The sequence below is a fragment of the Saccharicrinis sp. GN24d3 genome, from assembly GCF_052400645.1.
GTDB lineage: Bacteria > Bacteroidota > Bacteroidia > Bacteroidales > Marinilabiliaceae > Saccharicrinis.
This window is the reverse complement of record NZ_JBQTGI010000042.1, coordinates 1-26,698: the sequence shown is the minus strand read 5'-3', so window position 1 is coordinate 26,698 and position 26,698 is coordinate 1. Positions and strand designations below refer to the sequence as shown.

Annotated in this window: 23 protein-coding genes; 20 read left to right on the top strand and 3 right to left on the bottom strand. The window is 38.7% G+C overall.

The window, feature by feature from the left end; genetic code table 11:
• Both ACT29I_RS24550 and ACT29I_RS24545 read left to right on the top strand, forming a co-directional pair.
• The coding region (locus tag ACT29I_RS24550; protein ID WP_444794708.1) for a hypothetical protein at nt 1-470 on the top strand (470 nt) is incomplete at its 5' end.
• 311 nt (nt 471-781) lie between these two features.
• Entirely contained in the window at nt 782-1,198 is a 417-nt protein-coding gene (locus ACT29I_RS24545; RefSeq protein WP_444794707.1) for a hypothetical protein, read from the top strand.
• A gap of 10 nt (nt 1,199-1,208) precedes the next feature.
• Here the strand turns inward: ACT29I_RS24545 and ACT29I_RS24540 are convergent, their stop codons facing one another.
• The gene (locus tag ACT29I_RS24540; protein ID WP_444794706.1) at nt 1,209-3,266 is read right to left on the bottom strand and encodes a helix-turn-helix domain-containing protein; all 2,058 of its coding nucleotides are present in this window, start codon (nt 3,264-3,266) and stop codon (nt 1,209-1,211) included.
• A gap of 221 nt (nt 3,267-3,487) precedes the next feature.
• On the opposite strand from ACT29I_RS24540, the gene ACT29I_RS24535 reads away from it, so the two are divergent.
• On the top strand, nt 3,488-4,243 hold the full coding sequence (locus ACT29I_RS24535) for an ankyrin repeat domain-containing protein (protein WP_430936832.1): 756 nt from the start codon (nt 3,488-3,490) through the stop codon (nt 4,241-4,243).
• Between the two features lie 9 nt (nt 4,244-4,252).
• Nucleotides 4,253-5,293, top strand: a complete 1,041-nt coding sequence (locus tag ACT29I_RS24530) for an acyltransferase family protein (protein WP_430936834.1) — start codon at nt 4,253-4,255, stop codon at nt 5,291-5,293.
• Nucleotides 5,294-5,993: 700 nt separating this feature from the next.
• On the opposite strand, the gene ACT29I_RS24525 is transcribed toward ACT29I_RS24530, so the two are convergent.
• Entirely contained in the window at nt 5,994-7,553 is a 1,560-nt protein-coding gene (locus ACT29I_RS24525) for a sigma-54 interaction domain-containing protein (protein ID WP_430936836.1), read from the bottom strand.
• Between the two features lie 432 nt (nt 7,554-7,985).
• Here ACT29I_RS24525 and ACT29I_RS24520 point away from each other — a divergent pair, with 432 nt between their 5' ends.
• The 14 genes from ACT29I_RS24520 to ACT29I_RS24455 all read left to right on the top strand — a co-directional run bounded on the left by ACT29I_RS24520 (nt 7,986) and on the right by ACT29I_RS24455 (nt 22,504).
• Nucleotides 7,986-8,294 (top strand): hypothetical protein, encoded by a 309-nt coding sequence (locus ACT29I_RS24520; RefSeq protein WP_430936838.1) that lies wholly within the window; start codon nt 7,986-7,988, stop codon nt 8,292-8,294.
• Between the two features lie 164 nt (nt 8,295-8,458).
• A complete protein-coding gene (locus ACT29I_RS24515) occupies nt 8,459-9,097 on the top strand; it encodes a YiiX/YebB-like N1pC/P60 family cysteine hydrolase (RefSeq protein ID WP_444794705.1) in 639 nt (212 codons plus the stop codon).
• A gap of 15 nt (nt 9,098-9,112) precedes the next feature.
• A complete protein-coding gene (locus tag ACT29I_RS24510) occupies nt 9,113-10,306 on the top strand; it encodes an aldo/keto reductase (RefSeq protein WP_444794704.1) in 1,194 nt (397 codons plus the stop codon).
• Nucleotides 10,307-10,852: 546 nt separating this feature from the next.
• The gene (gene nifH / locus ACT29I_RS24505; RefSeq protein WP_430936842.1) at nt 10,853-11,677 is read left to right on the top strand and encodes a nitrogenase iron protein; all 825 of its coding nucleotides are present in this window, start codon (nt 10,853-10,855) and stop codon (nt 11,675-11,677) included.
• A 255-nt stretch (nt 11,678-11,932) separates the two neighbouring features.
• The gene (locus tag ACT29I_RS24500) at nt 11,933-12,253 is read left to right on the top strand and encodes a P-II family nitrogen regulator (RefSeq protein ID WP_430936844.1); all 321 of its coding nucleotides are present in this window, start codon (nt 11,933-11,935) and stop codon (nt 12,251-12,253) included.
• A 26-nt stretch (nt 12,254-12,279) separates the two neighbouring features.
• On the top strand, nt 12,280-12,657 hold the full coding sequence (locus ACT29I_RS24495) for a P-II family nitrogen regulator (RefSeq protein ID WP_430936846.1): 378 nt from the start codon (nt 12,280-12,282) through the stop codon (nt 12,655-12,657).
• Between the two features lie 34 nt (nt 12,658-12,691).
• Nucleotides 12,692-14,332 carry a nitrogenase molybdenum-iron protein alpha chain gene (nifD, locus tag ACT29I_RS24490; protein WP_430936848.1) on the top strand — a complete coding sequence of 547 codons (1,641 nt, stop codon included), beginning with the start codon at nt 12,692-12,694 and terminating at the stop codon, nt 14,330-14,332.
• 19 nt (nt 14,333-14,351) lie between these two features.
• On the top strand, nt 14,352-15,734 hold the full coding sequence (nifK, locus tag ACT29I_RS24485) for a nitrogenase molybdenum-iron protein subunit beta (protein ID WP_430936850.1): 1,383 nt from the start codon (nt 14,352-14,354) through the stop codon (nt 15,732-15,734).
• 406 nt (nt 15,735-16,140) lie between these two features.
• Nucleotides 16,141-17,472 (top strand): nitrogenase iron-molybdenum cofactor biosynthesis protein NifE, encoded by a 1,332-nt coding sequence (gene nifE, locus ACT29I_RS24480; RefSeq protein WP_430936852.1) that lies wholly within the window; start codon nt 16,141-16,143, stop codon nt 17,470-17,472.
• A 70-nt stretch (nt 17,473-17,542) separates the two neighbouring features.
• Nucleotides 17,543-18,955: a nitrogenase component 1 gene (locus ACT29I_RS24475; RefSeq protein WP_430936854.1), complete on the top strand. Its 1,413-nt coding sequence runs from the start codon at nt 17,543-17,545 to the stop codon at nt 18,953-18,955.
• Between the two features lie 135 nt (nt 18,956-19,090).
• Nucleotides 19,091-20,356 carry a radical SAM protein gene (locus ACT29I_RS24470; RefSeq protein WP_444794703.1) on the top strand — a complete coding sequence of 422 codons (1,266 nt, stop codon included), beginning with the start codon at nt 19,091-19,093 and terminating at the stop codon, nt 20,354-20,356.
• 278 nt (nt 20,357-20,634) lie between these two features.
• Nucleotides 20,635-20,940, top strand: coding sequence for a (2Fe-2S) ferredoxin domain-containing protein (locus tag ACT29I_RS24465; RefSeq protein ID WP_430936858.1), 306 nt, complete (start codon nt 20,635-20,637; stop codon nt 20,938-20,940).
• A gap of 64 nt (nt 20,941-21,004) precedes the next feature.
• A complete protein-coding gene (locus ACT29I_RS24460; protein WP_444794702.1) occupies nt 21,005-22,114 on the top strand; it encodes a homocitrate synthase/isopropylmalate synthase family protein in 1,110 nt (369 codons plus the stop codon).
• 15 nt (nt 22,115-22,129) lie between these two features.
• Nucleotides 22,130-22,504 carry a hypothetical protein gene (locus ACT29I_RS24455; protein WP_444794701.1) on the top strand — a complete coding sequence of 125 codons (375 nt, stop codon included), beginning with the start codon at nt 22,130-22,132 and terminating at the stop codon, nt 22,502-22,504.
• A 288-nt stretch (nt 22,505-22,792) separates the two neighbouring features.
• Here the strand turns inward: ACT29I_RS24455 and ACT29I_RS24450 are convergent, their stop codons facing one another.
• Entirely contained in the window at nt 22,793-23,467 is a 675-nt protein-coding gene (locus ACT29I_RS24450) for a TetR/AcrR family transcriptional regulator (protein WP_430936865.1), read from the bottom strand.
• 124 nt (nt 23,468-23,591) lie between these two features.
• Between ACT29I_RS24450 and ACT29I_RS24445 the strand changes: the two genes are divergently transcribed.
• Together ACT29I_RS24445 and ACT29I_RS24440 are read left to right on the top strand one after the other, a co-directional pair.
• Nucleotides 23,592-25,184, top strand: coding sequence for a SulP family inorganic anion transporter (locus tag ACT29I_RS24445; RefSeq protein ID WP_444794700.1), 1,593 nt, complete (start codon nt 23,592-23,594; stop codon nt 25,182-25,184).
• A 32-nt stretch (nt 25,185-25,216) separates the two neighbouring features.
• Nucleotides 25,217-25,846, top strand: coding sequence for a carbonic anhydrase family protein (locus ACT29I_RS24440; protein WP_430936869.1), 630 nt, complete (start codon nt 25,217-25,219; stop codon nt 25,844-25,846).
• Nucleotides 25,847-26,698: the final 852 nt, after the last annotated feature.

Here is a 26,698-nt window from a genome sequence, read left to right as displayed (position 1 = left end):
GTTTGTGTGCCGCTCTAAAAGCGGATGCAAAGATAACAACTTTTTTTCGTGAACTCCAAATGTTTTTTGAGAAATATTTGAAAGATTTTTATCCCCCGGCCTTTCTCCCAAAACACTGTGCCAAAACCGCTTCCGGCCACATAAGGCCTCCAAGCTCCGTTCTCTCTTTTGCTACCGTTTTAGCGGCTGCAAAGATAACAGGTTTTATTTTTAAAATCCAAACAATTTTTGAAAAAATTTCGGACTTTTTTTCCTGCCGGCCCCGGCCCTTCAAAACCGGTCCTATTTCCGGTCGCCGGCCATTGGCGTCACTCATCATGTCAGTATACCTTGCCTCTTCCTGCGCCGTCCCCACTCCTCGCCTTTCTAAAGGGCGACCCGCAAGGGAAGGCTTGAAAAACGGGCCCTTTAACCCATCCGTGTTTTTCAAAGCGGCTGCAAAGAAAGGGACATTAATCCGCAATTCCTAGCCTTGATTTAATCTTTTTTTTGCGCGAACTTGCCGGACATGCCTTAAACGGGTTCTTGTCAACGGGTTAACCTCGATAAATATTTTTAGATTATTTTCCCGAAGCCACGCCCGGGGTTTTCCCACAGCCGGGGAACGCCCTGCACGGGCAAAAGGTTACGGATTGGCCGGACCGGGCCATGCCTCCCGGGTATTTTTTCGCAACAGGCTGACAGGATGCGCCTTGTGGCCTCCGCAAGGGGAATGCCCCTGATTTTTGTATGAACGCAACCTTTTTAGAAAAGCATCATCATATTGACAAAACAAACAACCATGAGATTTATTTTACATACCCTTGTCATTCTATTATCGTTTACTTGTCTGGCTTGTGAAAACGAAAATGAGCCAGCAATGCATCCGGAATCAAATATTACCGGATATTGGATAAATCCTGTTTATTACAATAACATAGTAACCTATGAAAGAAGCTATCAGTTAATGGATCATGAATATGGCCTCGCCATCAAATCAGACAACTCGTTAATTGAAAGAAAAAACGCTGGCTGGTGTGGCACTCCTCCTCTTTCCTACGCAGACTTTGAAGGCTCGTGGAGCACAAAGGATTCTACCATATATATTACAGTGGGCTATTGGGGAGGGACCGCCGAATATGAGTGGAAAATCATGCGCATTAAAGAAAAGCTATTAAGTATTGAGGTCATAAATCAGGAACACAATATAGATCAGTGATAAAGCTGACCTATATTAAACCCTCTGCCCGAAGCTTAGATTTTAACCTGTTATGATTTTCATTGAAATTAGATTCAATCTCCCGGAACAATTTTTTGCATTCGGGTAAATGCTTTATGTTTTCCATAAGAGGATCATCTTCTAAAAACAATATTACCCAATATTGAATATCATCTACTTTCGAGAATTTCTTTAAATGCTCAATGGCTTTGGAAGCATTTCCATGATGAGAATAATAAGCAGTAAAACTTAAATTCTTATAAATTGATTTATCCTTTGTCGCATACTCAAAATACCTATCCGCCAAACTATCCGCTTTATCATATAATCCCAATTCATAAAATACCTTCGCCATTTTCATGTCCTCTCCCGGATAAATACTTAAATCATACTTTTGTTTTGCCTCAATGAACTTTTGATAATACTTAGCCGACTCATCATAGTTACGCATATGGTAACATATCTTTGCTGTTTCCTGTAAAACATCCAGACGAGTAACATCCTCTTCGTATAAAGCAAGCAGATCTTCCTTTGTCTGATGGAAATCTTTACTCTTAGCTAGTTTAATAAATACTCCAAGATATTTACTATAGATGTTATCCGGGTTATACTTCAATGACATTTTCGTAAATCTCTCGGCCTGAGGGACAAAACCATTTTGTATAAATGCATTACCAATATGCAGGTAAGCTATACTTGTTGAAACAGAATCTTGAGCAGAAAAATCCAATTCCATTCCTTTAAGCGCATACTTAAGGTATTTACCGGAATTTGGCAGATATGTAGCATATAAATCGGAAATGGTATTAATTATCAATAAAGAATTTGGATTATATTCAAGCGCCTTTTCCAAAAAAGGTACAGCCTTGGCGTAATTCGTAGTATACATATAATAATATGCCTTTGACATTAAACTTTGCGGCAGGTGCGCATCATACAGTAAAGCCTTATCTGCGTAGTAGTTTATTTCATCCGCATTCTCCCGCTCATTACTGAAAATATCCAGATAATACTTGGCTATAGCCACATTGGCATAAGCTCTTGAAAAAGCAGGGTCTAACCTGATAGCTTCATCAAAATACTTTATCGATTCATCCAGTCCTTCTTTGGTTCCTTTATGCATGTGGTCGAGTCCTTTTAAAAAAACATCATAGGCTTCAATATTTTCCGTTGGCACCTTTTCGATACGCCTTTTTTCATCGGGTGTAATCACCACTTCAATTTTTTCGGCTATATGCTTAGCAACCTCCATCTGCAGTTGGAAAATATCCTGAACTTCCCTTATATACTGCTCCGACCAAACTTGTTTATCTTTATCTGCCCTTACCAATTGCACGCTTAATAATATTTGATCCCCATTTTTCTGACCACTCCCCTCTACAAAATAACTCACCTTTAAATCCTTGGCGATCTCTGGAATACTTATATTAGTGTTTCTATACTTTTCAACGGAAGTGCGACTTACAACCTTAAGCCCTTTTATTTTTTGAAGGTTATTCAGGACTGATTCCATCATGCCATTAACGAAGTGGACATTTAACGAATCGGCGCTTTGGTTTTTAAATGGAAGTACCGCTATCGTTTTCTCTAAATCGGAATCTTCGTCACTTTTAGAAAACTGCATGTATATTATCCCAATAGTAATAACCACAAGAACAAACCCGGCCATTATGGTTCCTATCCCCTTCTTAGATGATGGTTCCACAGAGGTATTAAGTTTTTTCTCTTCTGATTTATTGCGAACCTCTCCTGGCGGATATCCATATTGCTCGCGAAAACACTTTATAAAATAAGAGGTGCTTCCAAATCCTACCCGGTACGAAACCTCCGAAACGGTTAAATCATCATCTTCCAATATTTCGTGCGCATGATGAAGACGGACTTGACTGATATACTTACTCACGGAAACCTTAGCGATTTTCTTTATTTTCCGTAACAGGTTAGATCTGCTCATACCAATTTTTGAAGCTAACTCTGCAACCCCAAACTGATCACTTGAAAGATTTTCAACTATAACTGTATTGAGTTGATCTAAAAACTCCTTGTCTTTACCTGACAATTCCGACATACGTAAACAATAACATTGTATTTTTAATAGGTTCAAAGGTCATGAATTATCCATAAAGAAGCAACCCCGTATTAAGTATTTTGATTGAGACGAAACTGGCATGACCTCCTGCCAGCCACTGGCCGAGAGTAAACAATTGGGCGCATAACCTGTCCGAACATAGATTCGGTAGTTAGAATCTGTACCGGTCATTTTGGTCTTGCTTATTTTTATTATATGAAATGAGTAAAAAATCTCTTTTGCATCATAATTTACATACATGCTTCATAGTTTTTACCCGTGCCTCAAACTTGACATCCTTTTCCTCATCATTGATTAATAGCGCATCACAACATTCCCCACCTTTACATCAACAAATTATTTATAAAAAAATAAACTTCGTTATCATGAAAAACTTAACAACCATTACCATCCAATCATTAGGATTTATGTTATTTATTTCCACTATTTGTTTAACCGGATGCAAACAACAATCATCAAAAAACAAACCTGTTTTATCTTCAACCTCCTCAGGACCAAAAATAGAAATGGATATTCACGGTGCTGCCTTAATTGGGAATGTTGATATAATAAAAGAACATATAAAGGCAGGTACCGATATTAATACTATTGAACCTTCGGGCGGATCAACTCCGTTAATTTCGGCTGCTGTTTTTGGAAATACTGAAGTGGCTTTAGAACTTATCAAAGCAGGTGCGGATATTAACTTTCAAAACAACGATGGATCAACCGCTCTTCATTCCGCAGCTTTCTTTTGCAGGACAGAAATTGTTGAGGCGTTAATTGCGAATGGTGCAGATAAAACCATACGAAATAAAACAGGTGCTACTGCTGAAGAATCTGTATCCGGAAATTTTAAACAGGTTAAAGGCATTTACGATTTTTTTGGAAGTCAACTGGGGCCTTTGGGTCTAAAATTGGACTATGACCACATTAAAAAGGAACGACCTATTATCGCAAACTTACTTAAAAAATAAACAAGGATCATGGAAGATAGAAGATACGATATTGATTGGTTGCGCGTAATTGCCATTGGCTTATTATTGATATATCATATAGCCATTGTTTTTCAGCCCTGGGCAGTGTTTATTGGTTTTTTGCAAAGCAAAGAATCTCTTGAGTCCATTTGGATCCCTATGTCAATGCTTAATGTTTGGAGAATCCCCATTTTATTTTTCGTTTCCGGGATGGGTGTAGCATTTGCGATGCGAAAAAGAAGTTGGAAGCAGTTATTGCTGGAAAGAACGAAAAGGATTTTAATCCCGTTTGTAGCAGGTATATTACTCATTGTTCCATTGCATTGGTTTATTTTTCAAGATTATTACAGTCAACAAATAAATTATAATGCAACCACGGGACATCTTTGGTTTTTAGGTAACATTTTTATTTACGTACTAATTTTATCCCCTTTATTTTTCTGGATTAAAAAAATACAACTTAAAAACTCCTATACCTGGCTATCCCAAACTTTTAAATCACCACTAGGCTTATTGTTAATAACATTAACATTTATTGCTGAGACAATGCTATTTAAACCAACCATATTCGAAATGTATGCCACGACTTCTCATGGTTTTGCATTTGGTTTTATTGCATTCTTCTGGGGATTTTGCACTGTAATAAGCGGGCTACATTTTCTGGAAACGACAAAAAAATGGAGATGGGTATTACTCGCCTTGTCATCGTCATTATTTGCCATACGACTCATATTATTTGAATTAAAAGCGCCAAATTATATCATGTCGCTTGAATCTGCTTTATGGATATTTACTGTTTTTGGATTTAGCGCAAGATACCTTAACAGACCAAATAAAAAACTTACATATTTAAGTGCTGGCGCTTACCCTATTTACATTTGGCATATGGTGTTTCTATATCTGGGATCGTACTTTATTTTACCCATCGACATTCCGGCATGGACTAAATTACTGTTGATTTCGGCTTTTACATTTGGGGGATGTTTTCTTTTTTACGAAATACTGGTAAGGCGCAATAAAGTTTTGAGGCCTTTGTTTGGCATGAAATAAGAAAAAGAGTGTGACAAGAGCCGTTTTATTCAACAAAAACCTTCTGGTTATAATTGAAACTAGTTATTTACCTCTTTCCTCAAGTCTTTGACTTGGCACTTCCCTTGATCTCAACGTCAAGGGAAGTACCCATAAGACTCTTACAATCTGTAAATTATAGGCTTGAGGATTATAATATCTTGAGGCAACCATTATTTATCCTTACCGACCGACTAAGTATCATTTAGTCCACCGTATTGATTCGAATAGCCAGAGTTTTAAACGAGTAAGCATGCTGTTTGAGAAATCTCCGCCTTCATGCAAAAGCGTTAAATAAATCAGTAATCGAATCGCTAAGAAAGAATTTTTGCAATAAGCAAGTGTAATATTAAGCTTGCTTAGGTATTACCGAACGAAGCAAAAGTCAATAAAAGTAAAAGCTGTTTGAACCTAATGCACCTGCCTGGCCGGCAGGTTCTTTTCTTTAAGCAAAAAGCACTGACTTCTTGCTCTTTCATTTCAGTGGCGGTATAAATTGCAGTGCAATTTATGTTTCGTTTGCTGCTAAGATAATTGGAGTATAGCCGAAATCATGAACACCGTTGAGACATAAAAACTGAGGCGAACTAAAAATGAAAAGCCCGCCGGCTTGAGACAAAAGAGCTTTAGGTTTTTAGGAGCGTATTATTGTCGGACACTTGTGTTTACAAATAAATATTGCTTAGACCTTATACCTCCAGGCATCAATCTTGTACTTTTTAATACGCGTACCTAACATGCGCTCGGTAACCTTAAGCAAGTCAGAGGCCTTTGTTATATTACCTTTAGTTGTAGTTAAACCTTCAATAATCAGCTGTTTCTCCAGTCTTTCCAACACCCCCGTCATGCCTTCCTGTGAACCGGTAGCCGTAGAATCGGCAGTTTGCAAGGTTGGTGGAAGGTTATAACTATGAATGACATTATCCCTTGCCAATATACACGCTCGCTCTATAACATTTTCCAGCTCTCTGACGTTTCCAGGCCACGAATAAATCATTAACATGTCAATAGCCGATGTGGTGATCCTTTTAACGCTTGCCCTGTTTTTCTTGTTGAATTTTTGGATAAAGTGATCGACCAATAGAGGGATATCATTCCTTCGTTCGCGCAGAGAAGGCACATAAATGGGAAACACGTTGATTCTGTAAAAAAGGTCTTCTCTAAACTTACCTTCTTCAATGAGTTTTTCCAGGTTACAGTTGGTAGCGCAAACAATCCGTACGTCCACTTTTATGGTTTCCGATCCGCCCAAACGCTCGAACTCCCGCTCTTGGATTACACGTAAAAGCTTTACCTGGGTCGACAATGGCAGATCCCCAATCTCGTCTAAAAAGATGGTTCCACCATTGGCCATTTCAAACCTACCCTTGCGCAACTGATCAGCTCCCGTAAAGGCTCCCTTTTCATGCCCGAAGAGCTCACTTTCAATCAGTGAATCAGGTAGTGCGGAACAATTTACTTTAACCAGGCTTTTGCTCTTCCTGCTACTTGCCGTATGCAAAGCATCTGCAACCAACTCTTTACCAATACCACTTTCTCCTCTCACCAGAACCGTACTGTTTGTGCGGGCCACCATTTCAATTAACGAGAATACATCTCTCATTTTACTGCTATTTCCAATAATATTGGTCGTAAAATTATTGGCCTTTACCTCAGTCTCTAATTCCAGGTTCTTTTGCTTGAGTATTTCAACCTCTTCGGCCTTTTCCTGGCGGGCCTTTACCGTTTTGGCAATAAGTGAGCCCACTATGGAAAGCAAGTGAATATCCTCCTCATAAGTAATATGAGGATTAAAGGGCCGGACAACACTTAGCGCTCCAGTGGTTTTATTTTCTGCAACCACGGGAATACATATAAAACTAAGCTCGCGTCCTTCCTTGTTTAGCTGAGATCGGGTTTTGTTTAAAAACAAGTTTGACTTTGAAATTTCCTGTATCACAATAGGCTGTCCCAACTCCACCACCTTTCCGATGACTCCTTCTCCCAACCTATACTTACCCAAAGATTGCTGTTTCTGGCTCATCCCATAAGCAGCCTCAATATAAATATTGGAATTATTACGATTAAAAATGGTCAGGAAACTCCGCTCAGCACCCAGGTGCTCTACCAACATCTTTAATATGGGCGACAGGTCATTTTTGAGCTCCTTACTTGAAATCAACCGTTGGCTAATTTCAAACAATAAGGTCATCTCCGCCAGTCCATAACATTCTTCTCCTCCTTTTTTACAATGTGCATGCATAATAAATCCCCTAGTAACAATTTTCAACAAATTCGGATCCAAATATAATACTTAAAGAGGATACCCTTATATTTTACACTACAATCACATCTTATTTATAACATTTCTAACTAACACCCCCAATATTTTTATTTCGATATACATTATTTTGCATCTATTCACACATTGGGCATAAAAAAGTAAAGCACGACACCTGTTGGTGATATTCTTTCTTACTACTTTTAGAAAACTTGAAGTTCATCCAATATAAATAATCATTTAAGCGTCAAATTCCTTCATATTCTATTTGAACAATTTGTGAAAATAATTAAAAGATGACTTTTTTCATAAAAAACAGCTATCGCATATTTGAATTTCAAATATTTATCAATAATTTGACAATCAGAAAATCTACAGTTTACAATTTTTGTTTAACCCTTTAAATCTGTATTTATGATTGACTTTAATGACATTGAGATAAATAAATTTCAACTCAATGCCCTTTTAAACCATCATGAAAAAAGAGGTTTTAAGTATCTCTTAGAAAACGAAGTTCAATGTGATTCATGCAACGGCTTGTGTAAACATGGTGTTACAAACTATTCATTGTATCTTGATCGTTTTAACGATATAAAAGTCACAGGGGAATGTGCTGAATGTGAAAACCAGGTAAGTATTACAATGGCATTTGGCGAAAATGAATCGTTTTTTAGAAAAGCTATGCAATTCAGACACACCCATGCCATATTAGTGGAACGCTAAAAATGTTATAAAGATATATTTTCTCCCGTTGAAGCCGATAACTTTATTTAGTTTTCGGCTTTTTCATTGCCGTTCAACAATCCCTCTTGCAAACCCTTAAAATATTAGAGTTCCTTAACTATGGTCAGAGGATTATTTATGCAAAAAAGTTATAACATTGCGGTATGCAAAAATTAACTATCAAAATAATTACCCTTTTATTACTCGTCTTCATGAGCTGTGCCCATAATAAAGAAATCCAATCTCTTAACAATGGGGACATTCTATTTAGGGGAAATCAACAACGCGGTTTATCACAAGCAATAAATAAAGTTACCCAAACTACTCGGGAAACAAACTACACACATATGGGAATATGTAAATTAGCCAACGATTCTGTTTATATTATCCATGCAAGTTCTAAAAACGGGGTTTGTATGGAACCGCTCATGGATTTTTGTCGTCCAAACAATGACACCTTATATATTACAGATATATATAGACTAAAAACTGAATTAAACGTTAACATCAACTCAGCACTTACCAATGCCATAAATTTAATAGGTCAACCCTACGACGATACTTACATTATGGAAAGACCAGGCTACTACTGCTCTGAGTTTATCTATTACATTTTTAAATCCGACTCGGTGTTTACCTTAAACCCTATGACTTTCATAGACCCAGCCACCGGGAATTTTCATACTGATTGGGTTGAACATTATCAAAAACTGGGAGTTAATATTCCGGAAGGAATGCCTGGGTGCAACCCCAACGGGATGGCCGCGGAAGGCAAACTCGATTTTATAACCAGAATACAATAACAGCACTTTTTATTGATGGAATATCGCAGATTCGGGAAAACAGAAAAGCACCTTAGTGCAATAACTTTAGGCGGGATGAGATTTAAACAGGGTTGGGACAAACCTAAAGATGAAATTCCGGCTGCTACGCAAAAGCATTGCAATCAAATTGTTGATTTAGCGATTAAAAATGGTATCAACCATTTTGAAACTGCATATGGCTATGGTAAAAGCGAAATGGCTTTGGGTATAACCTTAAATGACGAGCTAAAGGTTGACCGATCGTCTTATTACTTAATGACCAAAGGAAATCCCCAGAATGCCAGCGATGCCCGTAAACGGATTGAAGAACAGCTTAAAACATTAAAAACCGATTTTTTCGATTTTTATGGATGGCATGGAATGAATACACCCGAACTCGTTAACTCCACATGCAAAACAGGTGGGCCAATTGAGGAATTGTTAAAAATGAAGGAGGAAGGTATCATCAAACATGTTGGGTTTAGCACACATGGTCATCTGGAAACGATAGAAGAAGCCATCCATACTAACTTGTTTGAATTTGTAAATCTTCATTATTATTACTTCTACCAACGAAATTTGGCCGCTATTCAACTGGCCGAAAAGAAAGACATGGGAATATTTATTATTTCCCCAAACGATAAGGGGGGACAATTATATAAAGCCCCGGACAAAATAAAAAATGCCATCCCCCATGCTACTCCTATTCAGTGGAATGCACGATTCTGCTTAAATACTCCCAATGTACATACGCTTTCCTTTGGAATGACGGAGGCAGCACATTTTGAGGAGATGAGAGGGATTTTTCAGAACCAGCCGGACATTACTGCAGAATTTGACAAGCAGTCTAAAATCAAGTTAGACAACATGCTACATGATGATCCTTACGCCTATTTTGATGGCTATGATATTGAGAATAAGGATTCGGACATTGATCTTCCCTGGCTATTGCATTGGCGCAAGCTATGGAAATGTTACGATTTACTCGACTATGCCAAATACCGCTATAAAGAACTAAAAACACCCAACCATTGGGTTCCCGGCGTTTTTGCCACATCCGAAAACCTGGACAGATTCGATTTTTCTAAGATACCAAATCATATTCCTCTTAGAGAAATGCTAAACGAATTGCATGTTGCATTGTATCGCGCTCCTAATCCAACCCAAAAGTTCGATGCCAAAAATATTAGCTTGGTAAAAAATGGCTAAAACTTACTAGAACTAACCCAAAAACTCCTTCATAAATGATGGAATGTTAGGATGCACTAATATTAATAACCATATCCCAATCCTGATCGCCCCACGACCAAACAGTTTTTTTTAGCTTGTTCCAGCTAGAAACCAACAGTTTAAAAGACTGACCCTTAATTTCAGGTCAAGATTTCTCCATTCATCAACAAACTTTGTATAAAATCACCCACATTTATTACATTTTCCTACCCTTTTGTAATTAGGTAATACTCTTCCTATTTACAAGGCGCTAACATACTGCATGTTACATATTTTATTACACTTAAAGTATAAAAAAGCCCTTTTCCTACATTTATGTAGAACATTATCCCTGTGCCAAAACCACATGCCAAAAAATACACAACTCCTTACGTACTGACAAACTGCATATTACAGCACATCCCATGACAACACCCAAGTACTTAATTTTGTTTTTGGCACATAGTGTGAAATATAGAAAACCAAACAATCAAAAAGTATAAACAAACAAACAATTAGTATAAACCTATTTAAAAATTTTTAGAGATGAGAAAAATTGCGATTTACGGAAAAGGTGGAATTGGTAAAAGTACAACAACTCAAAACACAGTTGCCGGTTTAGTAGAATTAGGTAAAAACATTTTAGTAGTAGGTTGTGACCCTAAAGCAGATTCAACTCGTTTATTATTGGGTGGTCTTGCTCAGAAAACTGTTTTGGATACCTTACGTGAGGAAGGTGAAGATGTAGAATTAGATGACGTTGTAAAGCCTGGATACGGTGGAGTTCGTTGCGTTGAGTCAGGTGGTCCAGAGCCAGGTGTAGGATGTGCCGGCCGTGGTATCATTACTTCTATCAACCTACTTGAGCAATTAGGTGCTTGGGACGAGAAATACAAAACTGACTATACTTTTTACGATGTACTTGGTGATGTTGTATGTGGTGGATTTGCTATGCCTATCCGTGATGGTAAAGCCGAAGAAATTTACATTGTAGTATCAGGTGAGATGATGGCGATGTATGCTGCTAACAACATTTGTAAAGGTATCAAAAAATACGCACAGGCTGGTACTGTTCGTCTAGGCGGTTTGATTTGTAACTCTCGTAAGGTTGACAACGAAAAAGAGATGATTGAAGAGCTAGCTAGGCAATTAGGTTCTCAAATGATTCACTTTGTACCTCGTGACAACATGGTTCAGCATGCCGAAATTAACAGAAAAACGGTAATTGAACATGCTCCAGAACACGCTCAAGCTGACGAATACAGAGCGCTATCAAAAGCAATAGATGCCAACGAAATGTTCGTAATTCCTACGCCTCTTGAAATTGAAGAGCTGGAGAAATTATTAATGGACTTCGGTATCATGAACTAATTGTGCCTTTGGGTAAAATGTCAATAATTGTGTGACGCTGTTTTTGAAAACAGTCACTTACTTACTGTAAACTTCTTGATTTTCAAAAACAGCACATTTTATTCTTGACGCTTTCTCAAGACACGATAAACACTATCTAACAAATTAATCTATAAATCAGATTATTAGAAAAAAAGGATAGACATAACAAAACAGTCTCTTATCCCTAATCTAAAAATCTAGTATCTAAATTAAAAGGAGACCCAGAAAATGTTAATGATCAAAGCAATTATACGTCCGGAAAAATCAAGTATTGTATTAAAAGCGCTTTTCGAAGCAGGTTATATCGCAGTTACCAAATCGCCCGTAGTTGGTAGAGGAAAGCAGCGAGGAATTAAAATCGGTGATATTACATACGATGAGTTGCCAAAAGAGCAGTTAATCATGGTCGTCAAAGATGAAGATAAAGACTTTGCAGTAAACACTATTATGGATGCTGCTCGTTCCGGAGAAAAAGGGGCATTTGGTGATGGTAAAATTTTCATCACTCCCGTAGAGGAAGCGTATACTATCTCAAGAGGAGTAAAAGAACTTTAATTTACTAACATCAAAAAGTCTGAGACATGAAAAAAGTAATGGCAATAATCAACATCGATAAGATGAACGCAACCAAAAAAGCGCTCCTTGATGCCAATATTACCTCGATGACCGCGTCGGGTAAAGTATTCGGAAGAGGGAAAGGACTTTGGGAAGCAAAAGTACTTGAAGGTGTACAAAATAATCAACCCGAGGCTTTGGAGCACCTAGGTAAAGAACCCCGTCTGCGCCCACAAAGAGTATTGGAAATAGTTATGAACGACTCTTTTGTTCAACCAGCTGTGGATGCGATTATTGAGGCCAATCAAGGTGAACCTCACGGATGTGGAAAAATATTTGTAATGCCTGTAATGGATGTTATCCAGGTAAGGACAGGGCTTGCAGGTAGCAAAGCGGTAGATTAAGCTTAGTTTTTATAACATCTTAAAAACAAAACAAATGGTTAAAAAGAAAGATTATTCAGCAGGATTACCAGATCCTACCCCATTGATAGAAGATATTATCAGCAAATACCCTAGTAAGATAGCAAAAAAACGTGCTAAAGGTATGGTGGTTAACGATCCTGAAGCAGAACAAGAAGTTCAGGCTAACGTTCGTACCATTCCAGGTATTATTACACAAAGGGGATGTACTTATGCAGGTTGTAAAGGGGTGGTGTTAGGGCCAACCAGAGATATCATCAACCTGGTTCACGGACCTATCGGCTGTAGTTTTTACGCTTGGTTAACACGTCGTAACCAAACCAAACCGGAAACAGAAACAGCAGAGAACTACATGATGTATTCGTTCTCGACCGATATGCAAGATGAAAACATCGTATTTGGCGGAGAGATAAAGCTTAAAGAAGCGATTCGTGAAGCATATAAATTATTTAACCCCAAAGCTATTGGCGTTTTCTCAACTTGCCCGGTTGGTTTGATTGGTGATGATGTACATGCTGTATCACGGGACATGAAAGAAGAATTGGGAATTAACATCTTCGGTTTCTCTTGTGAAGGTTACCGCGGTGTATCTCAGTCTGCCGGTCACCACATTGCCAATAACGGTATCTTTAAACACGTTGTAGGTACCAACGACCGCGAACGTGAGGGCAAATTCCAAATTAACTTACTTGGAGAATACAACATTGGTGGTGATGCTTTTGAATTGGAAAGATTATTTGAAGAAGCAGGAATCACTTTGGTTTCTACCTACTCGGGTAACTCTACCGTAGAGAGCTTTGCTTACTCGCATACCGTTGACTTAAACGTGGTAATGTGTCACCGTTCTATCAACTACATTGCTGAGATGATGGAAGAGAAATACGGTATTCCGTGGATCAAGGGTAACTTTATAGGTGGTGGATCTACTGCCAAAACACTTAGAAAGATTGCCGAATTCTTTGACGATGCAGAATTAACGAAAAAAGTTGAAGAGATTGTAGCTCGCGAAGAAGGAAAAGTAGAAGCTGTTAAAGCCGCTATCAAACCTAAAGTAGAAGGTAAATTAGCCATGATGTTCGTAGGCGGATCTCGTGCTCACCACTACCAGGATCTTTTTGAGGAGCTAGGTATGTTAACTGTTTCTGCAGGATATGAGTTTGCTCACCGTGATGATTACGAAGGACGTCATGTCATTCCAAACATCAAAATTGATGCGGATACCCGTAACATCGAAGAAATTAAGGTGGAAAAAACGGAGAACCCTGAATTATGGCGTGATGACCTTGTAGCTAAAAAAGCTGAACTAGAGAAAAAAGGTTATGAATTCAGTCATTATGAAGGTATGATGCCGCAAATGAAAAAGAATTCTTTGGTGATTGATGATGTTTCGCACCACGAAACAGAAAAATTAATCGAATTCTACAAGCCAGACTTATTCTGTGCAGGTATCAAAGAAAAATATGTGGTACAAAAATCCGGTGTGCCTTTAAAACAGCTACATAGTTATGATTACGGTGGTCCATATGCAGGTTTCGAAGGAGCGATTAACTTCTACAAAGAAATGGAGCGTATGTTAGTTACCAATGTGTGGAAACTGGTTGATACACCTTGGAAAGCAGAGCCGGAGATTGTAGGTAGCATGACTATTAACGCATAAACTTTAGGAGGACTTAATTATGTTATTACGACATACAACAGAAAAAGAAATAGACAGAAAAGCACTTACCATTAACCCGGCTAAAACCTGTCAGCCAGTAGGTGCAATGTATGCGGCTTTAGGTGTTCACGGATGTTTACCGCACAGCCACGGATCGCAAGGGTGTTGTTCATATCACAGATCGGCATTAACCCGTCATTACAAAGAGCCTGTTATGGCTGCCACTTCTTCGTTTACCGAAGGTTCTTCGGTATTTGGTGGACAAGCCAACTTATTGCAAGCTATCGGAACTATCTTTTCGGTTTACGATCCTGAAATCATCGCCGTTCACTCAACTTGTTTGTCAGAAACCATTGGTGATGACCTGAAGCAAATTGTAGCTAAAGCAAATGCCGACGGAAAAGTTCCTGAAGGAAAACATGTGATCGAAGCTGCAACGCCAAGTTACGTAGGTTCACACGTTACAGGATACCACAATATGCTTGAGTCTATTGTTAAGTATTTTGCCATCAAAACCGAAGAAGCCAAACGTCAAATCAACTTATTGGCTGGTTGGGTAGAGCCTTCAGATATGCGTGAGCTAAAAAGAATCACAAAGATGATGGGCATTAAAACCGTTTTGGTTCCGGATACTTCTGATGTATTGGATGCTCCCATGACTGGTAAATTCGAAATGTATCCCAAAGGTGGAACTACCATTCCTGAGTTAGTGAGCATGGGCGACAGCATGAAAACCGTTGCCCTAGGTGAGTGGGCCACTAAAGGAGCTGCCGTTGCACTTGACAACTCGTGCAAAGTACCTTTTGACATGCTTAACCTACCGATTGGCGTTAAAGCTACCGACCGTTTTATCATGTCATTATCTAAAGCCGGTGCGGTATCCGTGCCTGAGGAATTAGATATGGAAAGAGGTCGCCTGGTAGATATGATTACCGACATGCACCAGTATTTCTACGGAAAACGAGTGGCTTTATTCGGAGATCCTGACCAGTTAATCCCCATGTGTGAGTTCTTGTTAGACCTTGATATGGTTCCTGCTTACGTTGTTTCTGGTACTCCTGGAAAAGCTTTTGAAAAACGTATGAAAGCAGTGTTTGGCGATAAAATCGACCAGGTAAAATTCAAGAACGGTGCCAATGCGGATATGTTCCAGTTACACCAGTGGATTAAGCAAGAAGGTGTTGATTTATTAATTGGCAACACTTACGGAAAGTATATCGCTCTTGACGAGAAGATTCCTTTCTTAAGAATGGGATTCCCAATCGTTGACCGCGTTGGACACTCATACTTCCCAACCTTAGGTTATATGGGCGGTATCCGTATCCTGGAAAAAATGCTTGACCTATTGATGCAGTATCAGGATGAGAATTGTCCTGAAGAAAAAGTGGAACTAGTAATGTAAGTCCCGGTGGGACAAGCGATAAATTAGACAAGAGAGATTAAGATTAGAGACAATAGAAAAACAACAATTTTATTAGTCTCTAATCTAAAAGTCTCAATATCTATAAAAAACTTTGTGTTTGCCAGAGGTTAAGACTGGTGAGGCAATTATTCTTCGGAACGCCGGAGGTGATAAATAATAGGTGGTATAAATATTTAAATTGCCTCGCCAGCCTTTGACTTTTTTCTAGATTAGAGACCTTGAGATAAGAGATTAATAGAAACATTCTACGTATTTCAAGATATCTAATAATTCTAACTAAACTTTATGATAAAAGATTTGAACAGATCAATTTTTGTTTCTTATCTCTTATCTAATAATCTAAAAGTCTAGTCAATTCAATCTTTCTATTTAAACATTCATTGTTATGTCAAAATATATAAAAGATAGAACACCCCAGATTGTTACCATTGGCGAAGACCAACATGATTTAGCCTGCGAAAAGAAATCAGTAGCAGGATCTGTAAGTCAAAGAGCTTGTGTTTTTTGTGGTTCAAGGGTAGTGCTATACCCTATTGCCGATGCACTTCACCTCGTTCATGGCCCTATAGGATGTGCCGCCTATACATGGGACATTAGAGGAGCAATGTCGTCGGGCCCACAGTTACACCGCTTAAGTTTTTCAACCGACTTACGCGAGAAAGATGTGGTTTTTGGAGGAGAAAAAAAATTATATAGCGCCCTGACCGAGCTTATCGAGTCGTACAAACCCAAAGCTGTTTTTATCTACAGCACATGTATCGTAGGCGTTATTGGTGATGATGTGGAAGCTGTTGCCCGACAGCTAACCAAAGAAACAGGCGTAGATGTTCTGCCTGTAATGAGCGAAGGTTTTAAAGGCTCAAAAAAAGATGGCTACAAAGCGGCGTGTGATGCTTTAATGAACTTGGTGGGAACCAACGACGATTACGTTCCTCCCAAATACAGCATTAACATTTTAGGTGACTTTAACCTGGCCGGAGAGCTTTGGATTTTAGCCGAATATTACAAAAAAATTGGTGTGGAGATTATTGCGTGCCTTACCGGCGATGGTCGTGTTGAACAGGTTCGCAAATGTCACAAAGCATCGCTGAATGTGGTACAGTGCTCTGGTAGTATGATGCACGTGGCCAAAGAAATGGAAAAAAAGTACGATATCCCTTTTAAAAAGGTATCCTACTTTGGTATCGAAGATATGTCGGAAGCACTTTACGAAGTGGCGCAACATTTTAACGACCCGGAATTAATGGCCAGAGCCAGAGGCTTGGTTTCCGAAGAGTTAGCAGAACTTATTCCTGCGCTTCAACCTTACCGCGAAAAACTGGAAGGTAAAAAAGCTGCCATATATGTAGGGGGAGCTTTTAAAGCCATTAGCTTGGTAAAGGCGTTGCGCTTATTAGGAATGCAAACCGTGGTGGTAGGTTCTCAAACTGGCAATAAAGACGATTACAAATTATTGCAGAAAATCTGTGACAAAGGGACTGTCATCGTTGATGATTCCAACCCAAACGAGTTATCTGATTTTGTAAAGCAAACAGGAGCCGACCTTTTCATCGGAGGTGTTAAGGAACGTCCGATAGCCTACAAACTGGGACTCGGGTTTTGTGATCACAACCATGAACGCAAAGAAGCATTGGCCGGATACATCGGCATGCTCAACTTCGCTAAAGAAGTGTATGCTTCAGTTTGTAGTCCGGTATGGAAATTTATTGAGAGATAAGAGACTGTTTGACAATTTACATGATTCAACAAGTCTATTATCTCACATCAAACCATCTAAAAGTCTAGAAATGGCCGACAAGATACCAGTATTAAAAGAAAGAAAAAACTTCGTTGCCACACGGAATGCGTGCAAAGTGTGTTCGCCGTTGGGAGGAAGTATTGCATATAAAGGAATTAAAGGGTGTGTTCCCGTAATTCACGGAGGACAAGGATGTGCCACTTATATCCGCCGATATTTAATCAGTCATTATAAGGAGCCGGTGGATATAGCTTCATCAAACTTTAGTGAAGAAAGCACCATTTTTGGAGGTGAAGCCAACCTAAGTGCTGCCATCCAAAATGTGATTGCACAATACAAACCCGAAGTGGTTGGTGTTTGTACCACTTGCTTGAGCGAAACCATTGGCGACGACATTGGTCAGGCATTACGAAATTACAAAGCAGCCAATACCGATGACCCAAGCATACCTGAGTTTGTGTATTCATCAACGCCTAGTTACCAGGGCTCGCACATGGATGGCTTTCACGAAACAGTAGCTGCCATCACCAAAACCTTCGCCAGCAAGGTGGAGATGAACAATAAGGTGAATATATTCCCTGGTTTTATTTCTACCGAAGATTTGAGAATGTTGAAGGATATTCTGGAAGATTTTGGAATTGATTATATCATGGTGCCGGATTATTCCGAAACTTTGGACAACCCGGTGTGGGATACCTACCACAGAATTCCCGACGGAGGAACACCTGTTGAAGATTTAAAAATGATGGGTGGAGCCAAAGCCAGTATTGAATTTGGTCCTGTTTTAAACAAGGGAAATCTGGTAGGGAGAGTCAACAATAACAACCTGTCACATACGGGAGCTGAATATCTTGAAAAAGAGTTTGGAGTAAAAAAGTTTACCCTAAACGTTCCGGTGGGCATCACGCAAAGTGACGAACTATTTCAGTTGCTCAGCGATATCAGCGGAAACCAAATTCCTAAACGACACACTATGGAACGAGGACGCTTGATTGATGCCTACGCCGATGGACACAAATACGTGTTCGGAAAAAAAGCAGTGGTTTATGGCGAAGAGGATTTAGTAATTGCCATGACCGGTTTTTTGGATGAAATTGGCGTTGAGGTAATACTGGCAGCATCAGGCGGAAACAGTGGAGTACTAAAAGAGGAAATTGAAAAATGCGCACCCACACATGGCAAAACCATTGAGGTAATGGGTGATTTGGATTACGAAAAAATCAACGAGCTGTGCATCGATATGAAACCCGATTTAATCGTCGGTAACAGCAAAGGGTATTACATCGCCCGAGAGTTAGAGATTCCGATTATTAGGGTTGGTTTCCCCATCCACGACAGAATGGGAGGTTCAAGACTAAAACACATAGGCTACAAAGGGGCTCAAGAGCTCTTCGATAAAATCGGGAATGCCATGATGGAATATAAACAAGAACACTCCGAAGTAGGATATAAATACATTTAGGTAATAGATATTTTGATCAGAGATAAGAGCCACATTCTTCCTCTTAGAAACATCTATTAATAATAATCATAACAACTTATTGAGGCAAAAGATAAAAGTCTATTATCTATCGTCTCTTATCTAAAAATCTAAGATATGATTGACTTTAAAAAACACCCCTGTTTCAATAAAGAAGCTAAAGGACAATATGCCAGAGTGCATTTACCGGTAGCTCCCAAGTGTAATATTAGCTGTAACTATTGCAACCGTAAGTTCGATTGCGTTAACGAGAGCCGCCCGGGAGTTACTTCAAACATACTATCTCCGGAGCAATCTATCGTTTACCTTAAGTCGCTACGCGAAAAGATGTCTCAACTATCGGTAGTGGGGATTGCCGGGCCGGGGGATCCGTTCGCCAACCCTGACGAAACCATGGAAACATTACGTCAGGTACGATCCAATTTCCCTGATATGATCCTTTGCGTATCATCCAATGGACTAAATATTGCACCGTATATTGATGAATTGGCAGCATTGGAGGTGAGTCATGTTACTATTACTATCAATTCTTTGGATGCGAAAATACTTGAAAAAGTTTACCGTTGGGTTCGTTACGAAAAGAAAGGATATTTTGGATTGGCCGGTGCCGAGCTACTATTGGAAAAACAACTGGAAGCCATTGACAAACTAAAAGCTGCAGGCATTACCGTTAAAGCCAATGCAATTGTCATCCCGGGAATCAATGATACACACCTTGGCGAACTGGCAGAAGGGTTATCTAAACTGGGCGTTGATTTAATGAATACCATTCCATTGATTCCGGTTGAAGATACGCCATTCTCGGAGCTAACCGAACCATCAAGTTCTTATATGAAAGAAATAAGAAAAGAGATTGGAGAGCACCTTCCCCCTATGACGCACTGCAGCCGATGCCGGGCCGATGCAGCCGGGTTACTTGGTAAAGACAGTACCGAAGCCATGGAGTTACTGACCGAAGCAGCCAAAGTAAGAATTGACAAAGGGGATGCTGATTCTCGTCCTTATGTGGCCGTTGCCAGTAATGAAGGCATCTTGGTGAATCAACATTTAGGCGAAGCGGAAAGACTATATGTATTTAAAGAAACACCTAACGGCTATAAACTAGTGAACCAACGCGTTACTCCCCCAAGAGGAGATGGTGACAAGCGCTGGGAAGAACTAGGTGAAATATTGAGTGACTGCAGAGCCATATTGGTTGGGGGAGTTGGTCCAAAACCTTCAAAAATATTGGGTAAATCAGGATTAAAAGTTGTGGAAATGTCGGGCTTGATTGACCAGGGAATGGACTCTGTTTACAAAGGAACCGAACTAAGAACCATCACCAAAGCCGAAAGCTTTAAGTGTGGATCTGGATGTTCCGGTACTGGAACCGGATGCGGGTGATACCAGTGGGCAGTTCTCAGTATGCAGTAACCAGTTGCAATAACCTTGAGGCATGGGCTAGAGCAAGAGAACGAAGAGCGGTAAACACTGAACGATTTTTTCAGGAAATAATTATCGCATAATCAATAAACTAACAATCTGCAAACGAAAGCCAGCAGTAACACAGAATATAGTAATTAAATGATTAGTCAATGCTCAATAGTGATAAACCGTATAAACTAGTGATCAGTGACTATTGACCAAGACATTAATATAAATTAACCTATAATTATCAAATCATGAAAAAGCCTGAATATCACATTTTGGTATGTAACTCATATCGAGTTGCAGGAGATGCTAAAGGTTTCTGTAACAAAACCGGCGCTGGTGACTTTATTCCATACATTATGGAGGAATGTAACGACAGGGGTATTGATGCCGCTGTTACAAGCACAGCATGTTTAAACGTATGTAGCCAGGGACCTATTATGGTAATCCATCCCAATAACCTTTGGTATGGAGAAATCACCGAGGATAAAATTGACGAGATTTTAGATGCCCTGGAAGAAGGCGAAGCCGTAGAAGAGTATTTAATCTCGGATTAAACTAGAGAGGCGGTGACTATATGCAAGATGCCATTAGTCACCGCTTCTCTAAAATCTTATAAGCATGAAACAATATCTGATTGACACAACTTTACGCGACGGAGAGCAAGCTGCTGGCGTTATTTTTTCTTTAAAGGAAAAAATTCGTATTGCCCAGATGTTGGAAGAACTGGGAATTCACGAAGCAGAAATTGGAACACCCGCCATTTCGATTCAGGAGGAAAAGGATATCAAAACATTGGTAAATCAGGGTTTTAATTTCGATATGCTTTGTTGGGCCCGTGCCACGGTTTCGGATATCATGGCAGCCAAACGCACCGGGGTAAAAAGAATCAGTATTTCATTTCCTGTAAGCGATATACAGTTGGCGGCTATAGGTAAAGATTACGATTGGGTTTTAACCCAGATGGAAACCATGATTGGTCTTGCCTCAAATCATTTTGAGTTTGTGGGTATTGGTGCTCAGGATGCGTCCAGAGCCAACCCTAATTTTCTGAGAAGCTACATTTCTAAAGCTTCATGTTTAGGCGTAAAAAGAGTTCGTTTTGCGGATACCGTAGGTATTATGAACCCATTTTCGGTACACGAAATGATAGCTACCTATCGAAACCTATTCCCCATGATGGACCTGGAGTTTCATGCCCATAACGATTTAGGAATGGCCACTGCTAATAGCATTGCTGCACTGCAGGCCGGATGCAACAGTATCGATGTCACTATCAACGGTTTGGGTGAGCGGGCAGGAAATGCACCTTTGGAAGAAGTGGCAGCGGCAGCAAAATTCTCCCTAAATCAAAACCTTGGCATAGACCTTAAAAACATTAACAATATTTGTAGCTACATAGAAGAAGTTTCCCAGCGCAAGGTTAGCCAAACCAAACCAGTAACCGGGGAATTAATTACCAGCCATGAATCGGGCATCCATTGCCGTTCCATACTCAATAACCCCATGACGTACCATGCCTTTGACCCTGGCGAAGTAGGTAAAAAATCACAGTTTGTTATTGGAAAGCACTCTGGTGTGGCTTCAGTGCTCGATGCATTAGCTGGAATGGGTATACACCTTTCAGCCGAAGAAGGCAAAAAGATTCTTCCCAAAGTAAAAAAATTAGCATCCAGCAAAAAACAAAGTATCGATAAGAATGAATTAAAAGAACTGATCCTAAAACAATAATTACTACAAACAACCATGGAAAATCCAAGAGACACCTATAATACCGGCATCGAATATTTTCATAATGCAGTTAGCTTTTCAAAATCCAATAAGTTCGGAGAACTCATCACCTATAATATTATTAGCATGTCAGCAGAATATCTGATGAGTGCAATGCTTTATAAAAATGGTATTGACCCCTATGGAAGCGGAGATGACAACATTATTTCAACATTGGAAAGTAATAAATTAATATCTGCGGAAGTAAAAGAAAAAGCCATTTTATTAAAAACACAATGCTCCTGCAAAAAAAGTTCAGACAGCATCACCCCAAACATGGAGGAACTTATTTTCGCCTTAAGGGAAATAAAGCAGTGTGCTGATAGAGAATTTAAACCTACACTTGTTTAAATTAGTTTAAAAAATTATTTGGCTAACCTTAACTTTTGGCACAAAGATTTAGGTTACGCAACGGATGATTGGTTATACCATCATTCTTTAACCGAAAAAGCCTGTTTGTTTTGTTTAATGAATCGCAGGGGTGGCGAGTCATTGAATAAAGTGGCAGGCTTTTTCTTTTTTTTTAAAAGAAAACGGATCTATAAAACTTTCAATTAACAATAAGTTACGCTTAAAGATACAATGTTCCTTAATCATTGTTGATCATAGCATCATATGAAAGTGTGAGTTGTTTTTTATCTACAAGAGTAATTTATCAACGAAGTAATTCAGCATTTTTTCTATCTCCTCGTTTTCGTTTTCTACTATTGAAACATCAGTTAATCTAGGTAAATGTTGCGCAAAAAATATATGGTTATTTGTTAATTCAAATAGATTAGTAGCTAAGGTATAAGGGTATTCGAAGTTTGGATTCACCTCGGAAATGACCTTTGACACTATAAGTGCTAAATCTTTATAGCTCTTGAAAAAACCTTTCGAATTCTCATTGTCTACTTCTTTGGTATGGTAAGCTTTTATCCCTTCGGATATCACAATTTTTTGCAATATGCTTTCATTTACATATTCTACACCTGGGTTATCTCTGGTGGCTGACACGAAAGAATGAATAATAATTTGAAGCCTTCTTTTTGGATCATTAATATTTACGGTATTGATTTTAATGAGGTAATTTACCCACTCCCAATACCAGTTAACTAGATATAACAGCAACATATGCTTATTTACAAAGTATCTATACAGAGATGCTTCAGTTGAATTAATATGGGCAGCTAACTTCTTAAAAGTAAATGATTCTATCCCGAATTCATCTATTAATAAAATACTATTTTTAATTAGGCTCCTTCCTAGTTCTGACTCCTGAGGATCTCTCAAGTAAAGCCCTTTGTTTAAAGATATTTTGATTTCTACGCTCATTAATTCGCCATTTAAACATGTAAGTTACAAAGATAATTTAGTTTTACTATTTTAATACAATAGTATTACTATCATTTGTAATAGTTTTATTATATTGCAGCCATATTACTAAAATAATTAAATTATGAGACAAAAACTATTTGCAAATTTAAAGAGTGACATACCGGCAAGTGTTGTTGTGTTTTTTGTGGCTCTACCTTTGTGTTTAGGGATAGCCCTAGCCTCTGGAGCTCCATTGTTTGCAGGATTAATTGCAGGTATTGTAGGTGGAATTATTGTAGGAGGACTAAGTGGATCAAAAATCGGGGTAAGTGGTCCTGCGGCCGGGTTGGCGGCCATTGTATTAACTGCTATCGGTACATTAGGGAGTTATGAAAACTTTTTGGTAGCGGTTGTATTAGGTGGAGCTATACAAATTGTATTAGGCTTTTTAAAGGCAGGAGTAATTGGGTATTACTTCCCGTCATCCGTAATTAAAGGTATGTTAACTGGAATTGGAATAATAATAATTCTTAAGCAAATACCGCATTTTTTTGGTTATGATGCGAATCCTGATGGATACTTTGCATTCTTTCATGCGGATGGTGAAAATACATTCTCGGCTCTTATTAATACTGTAAAGTACATTCAGCCTGGTTCTGCTTTAATAGGGGTTGTAGGTCTTGCTATTCTTTTGTTTTGGGACATTATTTTATCTAAAAAGGGAAAAGTTTTTCAAATTATACAAGGTCCTTTAGTAGCGGTTGGTGTTGGTATCGTTTTTTATGTTGTTACAAAATCTAATGAGGTTTTAGCTATTGCCCCATCGCACTTGGTTAGCGTGCCTATACCTGAGGATGTATCTTCTTTTTTAGGACAATTTAGCTTTCCTAATTTTAACGTAATTACAAATCCGGAAGTGTGGATAATTGCTTTTACCATTGCTTTGGTTGCTAGTTTAGAAACTCTTCTGTGTGTGGAAGCAACCGACAAACTCGATCCGCATAAAAATATAACACCAACTAATAGAGAATTATTTGCTCAAGGTACTGGAAATATTATTTCCGGTTTCATTGGAGGTTTACCAATTACACAAGTTATTGTAAGGAGTTCCGCAAATATACAATCTGGAGGTAAAAGTAAATTGTCCCCTATTATCCACGGATTTTTATTGTTGATTTCAGTTATTATTATGCCAAGGCTGTTAAATATGATTCCGCTGTCCGTACTGGCAGCTATATTGCTGGTGGTAGGTTATAAATTGGCTAAGCCTGAAATATTCAAACAAATTTATATCTCTGGCTGGAAGCAGTTTTTGCCCTTTATGACAACTGTTTTGGGTATTGTTTTCATCGACTTGCTATATGGTATAGCGTTAGGTATGGCCAATGGAATAATGGTTATCCTTTATAAAAGTTATCAAAACTCACATTTTTTGCATAAGGAGGGAGAAGATGTGGACGATGGCAGAATGAAGATGACTTTGGCTGAGGAAGTAACTTTCTTTAATAAAGGAGCTATCCTAAAAGAGTTGAATAACATTCCTGAAAACTCTTTATTAGAACTTGATGTTAGAAAAACAAGGTATTTGGATAATGATATCATAGAGATATTGGAAGATTTTGCCATTAAAGCTGAAGAAAGGAATATCACTATTAAATTAATTTCAGAACGAGGGGTTATTGAAAATCCGTCTAGTTATATTGATTTTTTTAGGCTCAGACCCAAAGCTATTTAATATGAATAATGTAGATATTTAAAAGTAAAGATATGAAAGCACATACAAAAGAAACTCAAGCAACCATGACTCCGCAAAAGTCATTGGATTTTTTAAAAGAAGGAAATGTTAGGTTTCAGAATAATTTAAAAGCAAATCGAAACCTTTTGGAGCAAGTTAATGACACCAGTGACGGGCAGTTTCCTTTTGCAACTATTTTAAGTTGTATAGACTCCAGGGTTTCGGCTGAGTTGGTTTTTGACCAAGGTTTAGGTGATATTTTTAGTATTCGTATAGCCGGTAATTTTGTAAATCAAGATATTTTAGGGAGTATGGAATTTGCCTGTAAATTGGCAGGAACTAAGCTTATTGTTGTACTAGGGCATACCGCATGTGGCGCAGTTAAAGGCGCCTGTGATGATGCAAAACTGGGTAATCTCACAGCGATGCTATCCAATATAAAGCCTGCAGTGAATGCAGTTATTGAACCTCAGGATTTAAGCTTACGGAATTCATCAAACCCTACATTTGTAGACAATGTTGCTGCTAAAAATGTACACCTCACAATCGATAGAATTCTTAAAGAAAGTGAAGTGTTGGCTGGAATGGAAAAAAATGGCGAGATAAAAATTATTGGAGCTATGTATGATGTCAATTCTGGCAAAGTAACTTTTAATGAATAATAAATATCCCTATGAGGTTAGAGATAATGCAATTAGCCATTACAAACGACATAAAACGGTGTACCCACAGAGATGCGGTGCGAGCCTAAGAAAGCGGGCTTCTATTTTCTGAGCACGTCGTTGGCCGGAACCAACGAGAAAATGCTCGGCTCATTTTTAATAATATCGGAGAGGTGGAAAGTACTTCTCAGGATTTAACATCAGATCCCGATTCATGTCCGGTATACCACAAAACCGGCAACGCCTCGATGGCACATTTGCACCTTGGGATCTTGCATACTGGTTAGTCTTCGCGATCTGGCTCCAATTGAAGCAAAAAGGGTATTGCTTCGACTGGAACCTGATTCGAAGGATCACGAACATACAAAATTGTGTGGCCTCCAATCTGTAACATTCACGATCAGGTTTTGCCAGCCCGCAAGTTCACCGAACCCTCAATTTAAAAAAAGCATATATGACTTGATGGGGGACCAACATGTACCATTTTACAGAAAAAAATCCGTAGTCCTAGCAGCGTAAATTTTAAAAAACGATTCGACATAATTACAGAAAATTACGGACCTACCCCTGCAAAACGGGTTAACTTCTATCTGGTTAACAGCACCAATGACATAGCGCAAGAAATATGTAAAAAACGAAAAAGGAAATATATATACCCTATGCCATACAAAAACTAGTTTTATCCCGGATTATGCATTAGAACTTCGTCGCGAACATTTAAAGTGCAATAAAACAAGGCTTTACTAAAACGAGGTACAACTTGTCCCGATTACTTTCCATAGCCGTTAACTTAAGGGAACCTATTGGTACAAAAACACATACACAGACGGACTTCCCCAATGAGGAAGTTTA

Excerpts from the sequence above, each read along its gene's own strand:
- ACT29I_RS24545 (WP_444794707.1), top strand. The coding sequence starts at position 782 with ATGAGATTTATTTTACATACCCTTGTCATTCTATTATCGTTTACTTGT.
- ACT29I_RS24540 (WP_444794706.1), bottom strand. The coding sequence starts at position 3,266 with ATGTCGGAATTGTCAGGTAAAGACAAGGAGTTTTTAGATCAACTCAAT.
- ACT29I_RS24535 (WP_430936832.1), top strand. The coding sequence starts at position 3,488 with ATGAGTAAAAAATCTCTTTTGCATCATAATTTACATACATGCTTCATA.
- ACT29I_RS24530 (WP_430936834.1), top strand. The coding sequence starts at position 4,253 with ATGGAAGATAGAAGATACGATATTGATTGGTTGCGCGTAATTGCCATT.
- ACT29I_RS24525 (WP_430936836.1), bottom strand. The coding sequence starts at position 7,553 with ATGCATGCACATTGTAAAAAAGGAGGAGAAGAATGTTATGGACTGGCG.
- ACT29I_RS24520 (WP_430936838.1), top strand. The coding sequence starts at position 7,986 with ATGATTGACTTTAATGACATTGAGATAAATAAATTTCAACTCAATGCC.
- ACT29I_RS24515 (WP_444794705.1), top strand. The coding sequence starts at position 8,459 with ATGCAAAAATTAACTATCAAAATAATTACCCTTTTATTACTCGTCTTC.
- ACT29I_RS24510 (WP_444794704.1), top strand. The coding sequence starts at position 9,113 with ATGGAATATCGCAGATTCGGGAAAACAGAAAAGCACCTTAGTGCAATA.
- nifH (WP_430936842.1), top strand. The coding sequence starts at position 10,853 with ATGAGAAAAATTGCGATTTACGGAAAAGGTGGAATTGGTAAAAGTACA.
- ACT29I_RS24500 (WP_430936844.1), top strand. The coding sequence starts at position 11,933 with ATGATCAAAGCAATTATACGTCCGGAAAAATCAAGTATTGTATTAAAA.
- ACT29I_RS24495 (WP_430936846.1), top strand. The coding sequence starts at position 12,280 with ATGAAAAAAGTAATGGCAATAATCAACATCGATAAGATGAACGCAACC.
- nifD (WP_430936848.1), top strand. The coding sequence starts at position 12,692 with ATGGTTAAAAAGAAAGATTATTCAGCAGGATTACCAGATCCTACCCCA.
- nifK (WP_430936850.1), top strand. The coding sequence starts at position 14,352 with ATGTTATTACGACATACAACAGAAAAAGAAATAGACAGAAAAGCACTT.
- nifE (WP_430936852.1), top strand. The coding sequence starts at position 16,141 with ATGTCAAAATATATAAAAGATAGAACACCCCAGATTGTTACCATTGGC.
- ACT29I_RS24475 (WP_430936854.1), top strand. The coding sequence starts at position 17,543 with ATGGCCGACAAGATACCAGTATTAAAAGAAAGAAAAAACTTCGTTGCC.
- ACT29I_RS24470 (WP_444794703.1), top strand. The coding sequence starts at position 19,091 with ATGATTGACTTTAAAAAACACCCCTGTTTCAATAAAGAAGCTAAAGGA.
- ACT29I_RS24465 (WP_430936858.1), top strand. The coding sequence starts at position 20,635 with ATGAAAAAGCCTGAATATCACATTTTGGTATGTAACTCATATCGAGTT.
- ACT29I_RS24460 (WP_444794702.1), top strand. The coding sequence starts at position 21,005 with ATGAAACAATATCTGATTGACACAACTTTACGCGACGGAGAGCAAGCT.
- ACT29I_RS24455 (WP_444794701.1), top strand. The coding sequence starts at position 22,130 with ATGGAAAATCCAAGAGACACCTATAATACCGGCATCGAATATTTTCAT.
- ACT29I_RS24450 (WP_430936865.1), bottom strand. The coding sequence starts at position 23,467 with ATGAGCGTAGAAATCAAAATATCTTTAAACAAAGGGCTTTACTTGAGA.
- ACT29I_RS24445 (WP_444794700.1), top strand. The coding sequence starts at position 23,592 with ATGAGACAAAAACTATTTGCAAATTTAAAGAGTGACATACCGGCAAGT.
- ACT29I_RS24440 (WP_430936869.1), top strand. The coding sequence starts at position 25,217 with ATGAAAGCACATACAAAAGAAACTCAAGCAACCATGACTCCGCAAAAG.